The sequence below is a fragment of the Planococcus sp. A6 genome, assembly GCF_028823615.1.
Taxonomy (GTDB): domain Bacteria; phylum Bacillota; class Bacilli; order Bacillales_A; family Planococcaceae; genus Planococcus.
This window is the reverse complement of record NZ_JAPEHT010000106.1, coordinates 1-11654: the sequence shown is the minus strand read 5'-3', so window position 1 is coordinate 11654 and position 11654 is coordinate 1. Positions and strand designations below refer to the sequence as shown.

11 protein-coding genes and 1 pseudogene are annotated in these 11654 nt (G+C 48.4%); 1 reads left to right on the top strand and 11 read right to left on the bottom strand.

Annotated elements, in window-relative coordinates:
* Nucleotides 1–231 (top strand): hypothetical protein (locus ON064_RS14005; RefSeq protein ID WP_274625249.1); only part of this gene is annotated, 231 nt, incomplete at its 5' end.
* Nucleotide 232: 1 nt separating this feature from the next.
* Here the strand turns inward: ON064_RS14005 and lysS are convergent.
* From lysS to tilS, 11 genes and pseudogenes are all read right to left on the bottom strand, one after another.
* Entirely contained in the window at nucleotides 233–1717 is a 1485-nt protein-coding gene (gene lysS, locus ON064_RS14000) for a lysine--tRNA ligase (RefSeq protein ID WP_274625248.1), read from the bottom strand.
* Nucleotides 1718–1872: 155 nt separating this feature from the next.
* Complete coding sequence (gene folK, locus ON064_RS13995) at nucleotides 1873–2364, bottom strand: 2-amino-4-hydroxy-6-hydroxymethyldihydropteridine diphosphokinase (protein WP_274625247.1); 492 nt, start codon at nucleotides 2362–2364, stop codon at nucleotides 1873–1875.
* Nucleotides 2364–2726: a dihydroneopterin aldolase gene (folB, locus tag ON064_RS13990; protein ID WP_274625246.1), complete on the bottom strand. Its 363-nt coding sequence runs from the start codon at nucleotides 2724–2726 to the stop codon at nucleotides 2364–2366. The genes folK and folB overlap by 1 nt, the downstream gene beginning before the upstream one ends.
* 2 nt (nucleotides 2727–2728) lie before the next feature.
* Nucleotides 2729–3535 (bottom strand): dihydropteroate synthase, encoded by an 807-nt coding sequence (gene folP, locus ON064_RS13985; RefSeq protein ID WP_274625245.1) that lies wholly within the window; start codon nucleotides 3533–3535, stop codon nucleotides 2729–2731.
* Nucleotides 3536–3673: 138 nt separating this feature from the next.
* The gene (gene cysK, locus ON064_RS13980) at nucleotides 3674–4615 is read right to left on the bottom strand and encodes a cysteine synthase A (protein WP_274625244.1); all 942 of its coding nucleotides are present in this window, start codon (nucleotides 4613–4615) and stop codon (nucleotides 3674–3676) included.
* A 97-nt stretch (nucleotides 4616–4712) separates the two neighbouring features.
* Nucleotides 4713–5645 carry a peptidyl-prolyl cis-trans isomerase gene (locus tag ON064_RS13975; RefSeq protein ID WP_274625243.1) on the bottom strand — a complete coding sequence of 311 codons (933 nt, stop codon included), beginning with the start codon at nucleotides 5643–5645 and terminating at the stop codon, nucleotides 4713–4715.
* A complete protein-coding gene (gene hslO, locus ON064_RS13970; protein ID WP_274625242.1) occupies nucleotides 5626–6507 on the bottom strand; it encodes an Hsp33 family molecular chaperone HslO in 882 nt (293 codons plus the stop codon). The genes ON064_RS13975 and hslO overlap by 20 nt, the downstream gene beginning before the upstream one ends.
* Nucleotides 6508–6524: 17 nt before the next feature.
* Nucleotides 6525–7292, bottom strand: coding sequence for a type III pantothenate kinase (locus ON064_RS13965; RefSeq protein ID WP_274625241.1), 768 nt, complete (start codon nucleotides 7290–7292; stop codon nucleotides 6525–6527).
* Between the two features lie 105 nt (nucleotides 7293–7397).
* A pseudogene (gene ftsH, locus ON064_RS13960) lies at nucleotides 7398–9379 on the bottom strand (ATP-dependent zinc metalloprotease FtsH).
* Nucleotides 9380–9500: 121 nt separating this feature from the next.
* Nucleotides 9501–10052 carry a hypoxanthine phosphoribosyltransferase gene (gene hpt / locus ON064_RS13955; protein WP_058382213.1) on the bottom strand — a complete coding sequence of 184 codons (552 nt, stop codon included), beginning with the start codon at nucleotides 10050–10052 and terminating at the stop codon, nucleotides 9501–9503.
* Between the two features lie 22 nt (nucleotides 10053–10074).
* Nucleotides 10075–11466, bottom strand: a complete 1392-nt coding sequence (gene tilS / locus ON064_RS13950) for a tRNA lysidine(34) synthetase TilS (protein ID WP_274625240.1) — start codon at nucleotides 11464–11466, stop codon at nucleotides 10075–10077.
* Nucleotides 11467–11654 lie beyond the last annotated feature (188 nt).

The window sequence follows — 11654 nt, the reverse complement described above, 5'->3', positions numbered from 1 at the left end:
GTTTTGCTGTTCAGTTTTCAAGGTTCATGTATTGATTCGCTTAATGTGACAGCGACTTTTAAATACTACCAAACTTCCTTGCGGGAGTCAATAGTTATTTTTATTTTCTTCTCATCTCGCTTTTTACTAAAAACGCGACAAGAAATATCTTATCACCTTCTTGCAACAAGCGCAACAGTTTTTTTAAAAAAACCGGGTGAGCTAAACAGCTCACCCGGTTTTCACTTCTAATTTATTCTTTTGGTCGCATCTGAGGGAATAATAACACGTCTCGAATCGATGCCGAGTTAGTTAGCAACATAACCAAGCGGTCAATTCCGATTCCCAAGCCACCTGTTGGAGGAAGACCGTATTCCAACGCTTCGATAAAGTCATCATCCATTTCATGAGCTTCATCGTTTCCTTCTTCTTTTTCTATGAGTTGCGCTTCAAAACGTTCGCGCTGATCAATTGGATCGTTTAATTCTGTAAAGGCATTTGCGTGCTCTCTACGTACAATGAAAAGTTCAAAACGATCCGTGAAACGCTCATCTTCCGGATTTTTCTTAGCAAGCGGAGAAATTTCAACCGGATGTCCATAAATGAATGTAGGCTGAACCAATTGTTCTTCAACTTTTTGTTCGAAGAATTCATTTAGGATATGCCCCACTTCCATAGTAGGTTTGATTTCGATTCCATGTTGGTTGGCGAGTGCTTGTGCTTCTTCTTTCGACATATGTTGCCAGAAATCTACACCCGTGTATTCTTTAACTGCATCTGCCATATGCAGACGTTTCCAGCCCGGAGCTAGATTGATGTCTTCTTCTCCATAACGGACAGTCGTTGTGCCAAGGACTTCCTGTGCAGTGTGTGCAATTAAGTTCTCTGTCAAGGACATGATGTCATTGTAATCAGCATATGCTTCGTAAAGTTCGAGCATAGTGAATTCTGGATTATGACGGGTAGAGATGCCTTCGTTACGGAAGACGCGCCCGATTTCATAAACTTTTTCTAATCCACCTACAATGAGGCGTTTCAAATGAAGTTCGATAGCAATACGAATGTATAATTGCATATCTAGCGCATTATGATGGGTAATGAACGGACGTGCAGTGGCTCCGCCGGCGATTGAATGGAGCATCGGTGTTTCAACTTCCAAAAAGCCTTGGTTATCCAGATAGCGGCGCATCGCTTGAATGATCCGGCTACGCAAGATAAACGTCTCTTTGCTGTTCTCGCTGACAATTAGATCGAGATAGCGCTGGCGATAGCGTTGTTCCACGTCTTTCAAGCCATGGAATTTTTCCGGTAACGGGCGAAGGGCTTTTGTTAAGTATTCCACTTCTTGTGCTTTTACGGAGAGTTCGCCGACGTTTGTTTTAAAAACAGTGCCGCGGACGCCGATGATGTCTCCCAAGTCTGCGGTTTTGAAGAATTCATAGGAATCATCTCCAATTGCATCTTTGCGGACGTAGATTTGGATCTGCCCTTTCAAATCCTGCAGGTGCGCGAATCCGGCTTTACCTTTTCCGCGCTTCGTCATGATACGGCCTGCAATAATGACTTCAGCGGATTTTTCTTCTAGTTCTTCTTTCGAGAATTGATCATATTGCTCAACAATTTCTTGTGAAAGGTGCGTACGCTCGAAACGTTTTCCGAATGGATCGAGTCCATGTTCACGGAAGTTTTGCATTTTCTGGCGGCGCACCACTAATTGGTCATTCAACTCTTCTGACATATCCTACACTCCTTTTTCTGTTAAAACCACGTGCTTTCGTGTATTTATCCATTGTACACAATTTTTCGTGCCGTTACATAAGAAAAGCTGCCGTTTTCTTGGCAACTTCTAATCCCATTCTTAACAGTTCTTTTAATTATAAATAATCTTGTTCATTAATTTGCATCACGCAAAAATGTATTTACATCATCATACGTTTTCCACACATGTACTTCTTGCATCTCTAAATCTTCCGGAAGAATGAGGGAGGGCATCAATTCCTGCAAAGGCACAAGCACGAATGCCCGTTCATACATGCGGGGGTGTGGAATGGTGAGCCTTTCTGTTGCCAGCTGCTCTTGGCCGTACAGCAACACATCAAGGTCCACTGTGCGCGGGCCCCAACGAACCAACCGCTCCCTGTGCAAAGCTTGCTCAATTTCTTGGCATATATCCAACAACTCTAATGGAGAGAGACTGGTTTCCAATCGGATAACTAGATTTAGGAATGCATGTTGATCGAGATAGCCGACTGGAGCCGTTTCATAGATGGAAGACATTTTCATGTTCGAAATGGAGGGATTCGATTGAAGCAAGCGAACAGCTTCTTGAAGCTGGGCTTTCCTGTCTCCTAAATTCGAGCCCAAGGATAAGTAGACTTCATTCATCAGAAGCTGCCTCGGGTGATGTCGATTGCTACTGATTTGTAATGGCCAGGGATTGGCGGGTCAGGTTTGATTAACTGAACGCGGACTCCCTGGACCAGCGGGAATTGGCTCAGCAATTCAGCAGCTACTGTTTCGGCCACGGCCTCGACCAGCTTTTTGGGTTTTCCTTCAATAACTTCGCGACATGTTTCGTACACTTCGCCGTAATGAACCGTATGTTCCAGTTCGTCAGTTTCCCCAGCACGTTTTAGATCGACGGCAAGCGTCACTGTCGCCCGGAAACGCTGTCCGAGTTTTTGTTCTTCCGAAAACACACCGTGATAACCATAAAATTCCATTTCGTTTAAATGAATATAATCCATATCTATCCCTCCACCTTTATCTTACCTGTTAAGAAGTCCATCATCTTGACTGTCTGCACCGTTTCTTTCACGTCATGGACACGCACGATTTGGCAGCCTTTCATGACCCCGAAAGCCGCTGTTGCTAGAGAGCCTTCCAAACGCTCGTCGACTTGTGCATCGAGTAATTTGCCGATGAATGATTTGCGGGAAGTGCCGAGGAGTACAGGGTAACCCATTGCCACCAGATCATCGAGCCGCTGCATCATCTCAACGTTTTGGGCGAGCGTCTTGGCGAATCCGATGCCGGGATCGAGCCAGATGTGATTGTCCGAAACGCCGGCGTCGTGCGCGATGCGGATGCTTACTTCAAGGTCTTTTTTGGCGTCGTGCAAAAAATCATCGTAAACCGCTTCGGCACGGTTGTGCATTAGAATGATCGGTACTTGTTTGTCTGCAGCCACCCGGGCGATCTCGGGATCGTATTTGGCGCCCCAAATATCATTGATGATATGCGCACCGGCCTCGACAGCTGCTTGGGCAACGGCAGATTTGTATGTATCTATGGAAATAATTGCCTCTGTCTGTTCTCTGAGCGCCTGGATGACCGGGACTACCCGAGCGATTTCTTCTTCGTCAGAAATTTGTGTATGGCCAGGGCGTGTTGATTCACCGCCCACATCTATAATGGAAGCTCCATCCTTTAACATTTGCTTGGCGCGGGCCAGCGCTTTTTCGATATTATCGAATTGCCCGCCATCGGAAAACGAATCCGGTGTCACATTCAATATGCCCATCACTTGCGTTTTTGTGAATACATTTAAGTTCATTTTTTCCACCGTCCATGTATGAATTGAAGGAAACAATCATTTCCTGGGAAATATTATTATTCAAACTGCTCTTATCTTATCGTGAATCTGCGGTTTCTGCACAAACAAAAGAGCCCTCTTTTCAGAAGGCTCTTTGGATCATCCGTTATTTTCGTCAAATTGGTAAAGTGGAGTGCTCAAATAACGTTCACCGTTTGATGGCAAGATCGCCAATACTTTTTTGCCTTTGCCGAGTCTTTTCGCCAGTTCAAGCGCTGCGTAGATCGCGGCTCCTGATGATACGCCACCAAGAATGCCTTCTTTGCGTGCCGTTCGGCGGGCAAATTCATAGGATTGCTCATTGCTTACTTGCATGATTTCATCATAGATTTCTGTGTTCAACACGGCTGGCACAAAGCCAGCACCGATGCCTTGGATTTTGTGAGGGCCTGGTTTCCCGCCGGACAAGACCGGGGAATCCGTCGGTTCAACAGCTACGATATGGATATTCGGGTAGTGTTCTTTCAACACTTGCCCAGCACCAGTAATCGTGCCGCCTGTCCCAATGCCGGAAATGAAGCCGTCCAGTTGATCCATCGCTTCGACGATTTCAGGCCCTGTGGTCAGGCGGTGCACTTCAGGGTTTGCCTCGTTATTGAATTGCTGGGGCATGAACCAAGAGTTTTCAGCCGCCAGTTTTTCGGCCGTCTTGATGGCGCCGTTCGGGCCGTTCATGCCATCCGGTCCTGGCGTTAACACTAGTTCCGCACCGTATGCGCGCAACAAGTTGCGACGTTCCATGCTCATGGTTTCAGGCATGACGAGTACGCTGCGGTAGCCTTTTGCTGCAGCGATCATGGCGAGGCCGATCCCCGTATTGCCGCTTGTCGGTTCGATTAAGGTATCGCCTTCTTTTAAGTCGCCGGATTTTTCAGCTGCTTCGATCATCGCGAGCGCAATCCGGTCTTTCACGCTGGAGCCTGGGTTGAAGTATTCCAATTTAACGTAAACTTCCGCATCTTCAGGTCCTGTCAGCCGGTTTAATTTAACAATCGGTGTTTGCCCAATCAATTCGGTAATTGAATTTCCTACTCGTGCCATGTTTACCACTCCTAATCCCTACTATTTTTGTCGACATTATTTATTTCATCCTATCAATTGCGGCGCGAACTGTCAATCTTTGGAGAGCGTCGGCATCTTATTCTCCTTCACCGTAAAACCATTCAGCATTGAATTCTTGCCAGAAGGCTTCAGGAGAAACCGATTGAGGCAATTGTTCAAGTGCCAGCTCCCGGCTGATATGTTCTTTCACTTCATCATAGCTGAACGTACGGCCTTCGATTTTTTCTTTCACCATAATGACAGCGGTCCGGCCATCTTCAAGCGCTAGTGGAGCCGACCACGAGCCAGGTTCGATGGTTTCGACCGTTTTTGCGATTTGCGGATCGATCGATGCTTGGCCGGGAGAGACGAAACCGATATCCCCGCCGAGGTTGCCGGTGGCGTTATCGATGGAACGCTCGCGGGCAAGTGCTTCAAAGCTTGAGCCGCTGTCGAGTTCTTTGATCGTTTCTTCTGCTTCCGCTTTGGAATTCAAGACGATCATGCTTGTGCGGTATGAATCTTTGACGTCATAGATCGCCCGGTTGTCTTCATAGGAATCTTTGATGGCCTGGTCATCGATGAGGACATCTTTCGTCAAAACTTTCTCCAAGATCAATTGCGCCTTCACTTTTTCGCGCTGCCGTTCGGTGTCATTTGCATATAACAGTTCTTCGGTCCCGTCCTGCGCGGTCCGCATCATGGCCAGTTCCAGGTCGATTTCCTTATCGGATACTTCGATGCCGTAATCATCTGCTGCAGCGGCCATGACTTTTTCGTTGACCAATTCGAGAAGGGCACTTCGGCCGTGCTGCTGTTCCATCGACGCCATCCATTCAGCACGCGTGATTTCTTCACCATCGACGGCTGCGACTTCCTCGTTTGCGGCACTGCTGCCTTCAGGGATGAGCCAAGCGATGAACCACAGCACATTGGCCAGCAATAAAATGCCGATGACCATTAATACGGGTTTCGTTTTCAAGTGGCGTTTCTGTTTCGGCGCTGTCGTGTTATTTCGATTCGAGTTCATTGAGCAGCGCTTCCAATTCTTCTTTGTTGTAATGATATTTTTCGTGACAGAAATGGCATTCCGCTTCCGCTTGGCCGTCTGTGTCGATCATTTGGCGGATTTCTTCTTTCCCGAGCCCTATAAGGCCTTCGGCAAATTTTTCTTTTGAGCAAGTGCACTTGAACTGGACAGGCATTTTCTCGAGAATTTGTACATTATCTGCGCCCAGCACTTCTTCCAGGATGCCTTCAGGCGTGAGTCCACGCTTGATCATGGACGAGACAGGTTCGATATTCGCCAAGCGTTTTTCGATTAATGTAATGGTTTCGTCATCGGTATCCGGCATCAATTGAATGATGAAGCCGCCTGCTGCAAGCACCGAATTATCGGTATCAACGAGAACACCGAGACCAACAGAAGAAGGCACTTGTTCGGAGACGACGAAATAATACGTCAAATCTTCTGCGATTTCCCCGGAGACAATCGGCGTCTGTCCTGTGAAATAATCGCGCATCCCTTGGTCTTTGACGACAGACAGCATGCCGTCTGTCCCGACGACGCCTTTGACGTCCAACTTTCCGCTTTTGCTGTCGACATGAGTTTGCGGGTTGGCGACATAGCCACGCACATTGCCTTTGGCGTCGCTATCGACCAATAGATATCCGATCGGCCCGCCTGCTTCGACTTTTAAGGTGACGCGGTCTTCTCCTTTAAGCATCGCGCCAAACATCACGCCGCCTGTCATTAAACGCCCCAGAGCCGCGGTTGCAGCGGGCCATGTTTGGTGACGACGCTGCGCCTCCCCTACTGTTTCTGTCGTATTGACTGCAAATGCACGGACGTTGCCATTAAAACCAAGTCCGCGAACTAAATAATCTGGCATAGTGATCATTCCTTTCCTTACGCTTGATTGCGTTTATAAATAAAATGCAGGCCTTTTAATGTCAAAAACGGGTCGATATGGTCGATCATATCCGACTCTGCGGCAATTAACGGCGCAAGTCCGCCTGTTGCGATGATGGTCGGATGCTGCTTGCTTTGCTTTTTCATGCGGGTGATGATGCCTTCTGCCTGGCCGACGTAGCCATAGACGATGCCCGCCTGCATGGCCGAAATGGTATTTTTCCCGACGACCGAATCGGGACGCGCGATTTCAATACGCGGCAATTTCGATGCGCGCGTGTAGAGCGCTTCGGTAGAGCTTTGGATCCCCGGCGCGATGGCACCGCCTTGGTATTGATTTTTTTCGTCGATGTAACAGAAGGTATTGGCAGTGCCGAAGTCAACGATGATCAAAGGGCCGCCGTATTCCTGTATCGCTGCGACAGCATTGACGATACGATCCGCACCGACTTCACGTGGGTTTTCGTATTTGATGTTAAGGCCGGTCTTGACGCCGGGCCCAACGACCAATGCTTTGGTGTGGAAATATTTTTGCGCCATGCGCTCTAGCGCAAACATGATCGGCGGAACAACAGAGGACATGATGACGCCGTCAATCGCTTCAAAGCCCAGGCCGACGTGATTCAAAAACGCTTTGATCTGCATGGCGTATTCATCTTCGGTTTTGTGGCGATCGGTTTCCATCCGCCAATGGTGCAGCAGTGTATCGTTATCGTATACGCCAAGGACGATATTGGTATTGCCTGTATCCATCACTAAGATCATAAATTCTCCCCATTTATCTGCTGAATTTCCAACACATCATACCATAATTCTACAAAAGCAAAAAGCCGGCGCCAAGCCCTTTTCAGGGCCAGCACCGGCTTTCGGTTATTTACGGTCTTCTCGGATCGGTCCTTGCGAATCAGTGGATGAGCCTTCTTCCGGCAAATCTCCTGATGATGGATCATTCGGTGCGCCCGTCACATCCGGGTTTACCTCGTCTGAATCCGTTTCGCCTTCTTCATCTTTTTCGTATCGGCCATTCAAGGCTTCATACGAACGTTCCGGCAAAGTTCCGTGTTCTTTCAAATGCATGATTTGTGCAGCATCAAGTGTTTCCACTTCGAGCAATGTGTTGGCGAGAAGTTCGAGAAGCTCGCGTTTTTCCGTGAGGATCTCTTTCGTCCGGACATATTGCTCTTTAATGATGCGCTGAATTTCTTGGTCGATCTCGAATGCGATGGCATCGGAATAGTTTTGATCCGAATTGAAATCGCGTCCAAGGAAGACGTTTCCGCCTTGGGATTGACCGAATTGAATCGGGCCAATCTTATCGCTCATCCCGTATTCAGTAACCATGCTGCGGGCAATCGCTGTTGCGCGCTGGAAGTCATTATGCGCGCCAGTGGATACTTCACCAAAGACGATATCCTCTGCAACACGACCGCCGAGCAAGCCGGCAATCTTATCGAGAAGTTCCGGTTTGGTCATGAAGTAACGGTCTTCACGTGGCAGCATGACGGCATATCCGCCAGCCTGGCCGCGTGGGACAATCGTTACTTTATGGACGATATCCGCATCATCCAGGATCAGGCCGATTACGGTATGCCCTGATTCGTGGTAAGCGACGATATTGCGTTCTTTTTTCGAAATGACACGATTCTTCTTAGCCGGACCGGCAATAACGCGGTCTGTCGCTTCGTCGATATCGGACATGTCGATTTTCTTTTTATTGCGGCGAGCGGCTACAAGAGCTGCTTCGTTCAATAAGTTCTCAAGGTCTGCACCGGAGAAGCCAGGCGTCCGCTGGGCGATTGCCTTCATGTCGACAGTGTCATCAAGCGGCTTGTTGCGCGCATGAACTTTCAACACTTCTTCGCGTCCTTTAACATCCGGGCGGCCAACTGTAATCTGACGGTCAAAACGGCCAGGACGCAGAAGTGCCGGATCCAGGATATCTGGACGGTTGGTAGCAGCGATGATGATGATGCCTTCGTTCGCGCCGAAGCCATCCATTTCGACGAGCAATTGGTTGAGCGTTTGTTCACGCTCCGGCCGACTGCATCGATTTCATCGATGAAGATGATACATGGTGCATTTTTCTTCGCGTTCTCGAACAAATCACGAACACGTGAAGCCCCGACACCGACGAACATTTCGACGAAGTCCGAACCACTGATGGAGAAGAACGGCACGCCTGCTTCGCCAGCTACTGCGCGGGCAAGCAAAGTTTTACCGGTACCCGGAGGCCCGACAAGCAAGATCCCCTTCGGAATGCGGGCGCCGATTTCACCGAAGCGTTTCGGATCTTTCAGGAAATCCACTACTTCGACAAGCTCTTGCTTCTCTTCATCCGCTCCAGCTACATCATCGAAGCGAACTTTTTGTTTCTGGTCATCATACAATTTCGCCTTGCTTTTCCCGAAATTCATCACTCGGCCGCCACCGCCGCCTTGTGATTGGTTGAGCAAGAAGAAGAACAGGATGAAGATGATGATGAATGGAATGATGCCGGTAAAGAATGAAACCCATCCGCTAGTTTGCGGCGCTTTCAAAAACTCGACTTCCACTCCTTCTTGGGCTGTCGCGAGCTCATCGATTTGCGCTACCAAAGCTTCGTTCTCGATCGGCACATTGGTCACAAACGATTCGCCTTCATCATAATCTGTCATGCGGCCGGTCACTTCGTACACTTGTGCGTCCGGCTGGATGGTCACTTCTGTAATTTCGCCAGCGTTCAGCGCATCCAGAAAGTCGCCATAGCCAATATTTTGCGTCGGTTGGTTGCTATTATTGAAAGTTCCTAGAATACCGATGATGACTAGGAATATCAGTAGATAAAATATGGTGTATCGGAATATTCGATTCATCCCGCGCCTCCTCACAAAGTTTCCCAAAACTATACTAAATACTAACACAGGGACAAAAATGCATACAATGAAAAGCCTTTACGGCATACTTGAAATCATCGGCTCTTTGAACGTTCTTTGACTATTCCTCTTCGCCGCTATAGACAGCTGGCTTAAGAATTCCAATATATGGAAGATTACGGTACTTTTCTGCGTAGTCCAAGCCGTAGCCGACAACGAACGCATCCGGTACTTCAAAGCCGATATAATCCGCTTTTAAATCCACTTTGCGGCCAGTTGGCTTGTCGAGAAGCGTGACGATTTTAATGGAATTTGCTTTGCGGTATTTGAACAAGTCCACCAAATAGCTCAGTGTCAGCCCGCTGTCGATAATGTCTTCAATGATCAGCAAGTCACGGCCTTCGACGCTTGCGTTCAAATCCTTGACGATTTTGACTTCGCCTGAAGAAACCGTTGCGTTTCCATAGCTTGAAACATCCATGAAATCCATTTCCACATAACCGTCAAAACGTTTCATGAGGTCGCCCATGAATGGCATAGCACCTTTTAATACGCCTATGGCAAGCGGGTATTTCCCTTCATAATCACGCGTCAATGTGTCGCCGAGTTCGCGTGCTTTTTCCTGAAGCTGTTGTTCGCTGATCAATACTTCTTTAATGTCCTTTTGTAGCATGGTGGGCCTCCTAGTTTCTTCCTCATTTTGCATAGTCTATGCATTGTTCAACTAATACTCGGTTGTCTTCCGAACGCTTGGTCCGGCTCAGGCAAGCGGCGGTGCGCAAACCGGGCACCAGTAATACTCGATTTGTTCCGGCTACGATAATTGGCCAGTTGTCCCGCTGTTGCGATGGGATCTTCTCATCAATCATCAGCCGCGCCAGTTTTTTCGCCTGGTTCATGCCCGCAAGCAAGATGCGGTCGCCAGGCTCCCTTCCGCGGAGCGTAAAATCCGTCTCTTCGGAGTGGAAATACCAAAAAACGGCATTCTCTGCTTCCGGCTCTTCGCCCACTGGCACAACCCGGTAACGGGAACCCAGGACAGGCGGCGACCAAACATGGCCGATATCCGCCCGCTGGCGCTGGAGGAATTCTTTTGATTTTTCAAAGAATACCTGGTCGTATTGGCGTATCATCATATAATTTTGCGGCAAATGTAAAAAAACAGTGCCCGAGGAACTTTGCAGCAGCTCGCGCACTTGTTCCGCCAAATGGCTCGTTATTAACACTCGCTTGTCATCATATAGATAGTTTAATAGTAGTAGAACCATCCTTTTTTGTAAAGCAGAGGGATGGCTTCTGAAACTTTCGGCAGAAATAAGCAATTCCTGACCTGATAGCAGCAATTCCTTTAGCGTTTGTTCGGCGAGCTGCTGGAGGAACGCTGCATCTTCATTAATCTGTTCGGCAAGCTCGGAAAAGTGTAACGCTGCGCGAGGGTTTTCCTGTGCCATCGCCGGCACGATGGTCTTGCGGATGCGGTTGCGCGTGTAAGTGTCACTGGCATTGCTCGGGTCTTCGCGGTATGGCACTTTGTCCAGTTCCGCATACTGGGCAATTTCCGCTTTGGTGACAGCAAGCTGTGGCCGGACGAGCATGCCGCCGCCAAATGGCCGCTTGATGCGCATGCCAAAAGCCCCGTTTCGCAGGCTGCCGCGCATGCCTTCCATCAAAATCGTCTCCAATTGGTCGTCTGCATGATGGGCCGTGATGAGGACGGTGGATCCCGTTTTTTCCATCACTTGCTCAAATATCCGGTAACGTTCTTCCCTGCAGACACTTTGCGTGTTTCCACCATTTTCAGCTAAAATCGCAGGGATAGGGACTGCAAAACTTTCACACGGCACATCCCACAGCTGGCAATGCTGCTCGACGAAGCGGCGGTCTTGCGCAGATTGTTCCCCCCTCAGCATGTGATCGATATGCACTGCTGTGAGGTGTACACCCAATTGATGCCGCTTTTTCGAGAGAAAATGCAAAAGAACCATCGAATCGATGCCGCCCGAAACGCCGATGACGAGCCGCTCGCCAGTTTCGAATAACCCGTGTTTTGTATGGTATGCAAGCATCGTTTGTTCATAATGATTCACGGCATGCCCTCCTGTTCTGTTTATTTTCCAGCATGAATAAAATAAATATCGCAAAAACATAAAATGCTAATTGACATATATGTATTAAGGATAGTATGATATAAACTGTTCGTTTGAACAAGGCGGCGTAGCTCAGCTGGCTAGAGCGTACGGTTCATACCCGTGAGGTCGGGGGTTCGATCCCCTCT

Bases quoted from the DNA above. Each gene is read 5' to 3' on its own strand.
- lysS (WP_274625248.1), bottom strand. From the start codon at position 1,717: ATGTCAGAAGAGTTGAATGACCAATTAGTGGTGCGCCGCCAGAAAATG.
- folK (WP_274625247.1), bottom strand. From the start codon at position 2,364: ATGAATGAAGTCTACTTATCCTTGGGCTCGAATTTAGGAGACAGGAAA.
- folB (WP_274625246.1), bottom strand. From the start codon at position 2,726: ATGGATTATATTCATTTAAACGAAATGGAATTTTATGGTTATCACGGT.
- folP (WP_274625245.1), bottom strand. From the start codon at position 3,535: ATGAACTTAAATGTATTCACAAAAACGCAAGTGATGGGCATATTGAAT.
- cysK (WP_274625244.1), bottom strand. From the start codon at position 4,615: ATGGCACGAGTAGGAAATTCAATTACCGAATTGATTGGGCAAACACCG.
- ON064_RS13975 (WP_274625243.1), bottom strand. From the start codon at position 5,645: ATGAACTCGAATCGAAATAACACGACAGCGCCGAAACAGAAACGCCAC.
- hslO (WP_274625242.1), bottom strand. From the start codon at position 6,507: ATGCCAGATTATTTAGTTCGCGGACTTGGTTTTAATGGCAACGTCCGT.
- ON064_RS13965 (WP_274625241.1), bottom strand. From the start codon at position 7,292: ATGATCTTAGTGATGGATACAGGCAATACCAATATCGTCCTTGGCGTA.
- hpt (WP_058382213.1), bottom strand. From the start codon at position 10,052: ATGCTACAAAAGGACATTAAAGAAGTATTGATCAGCGAACAACAGCTT.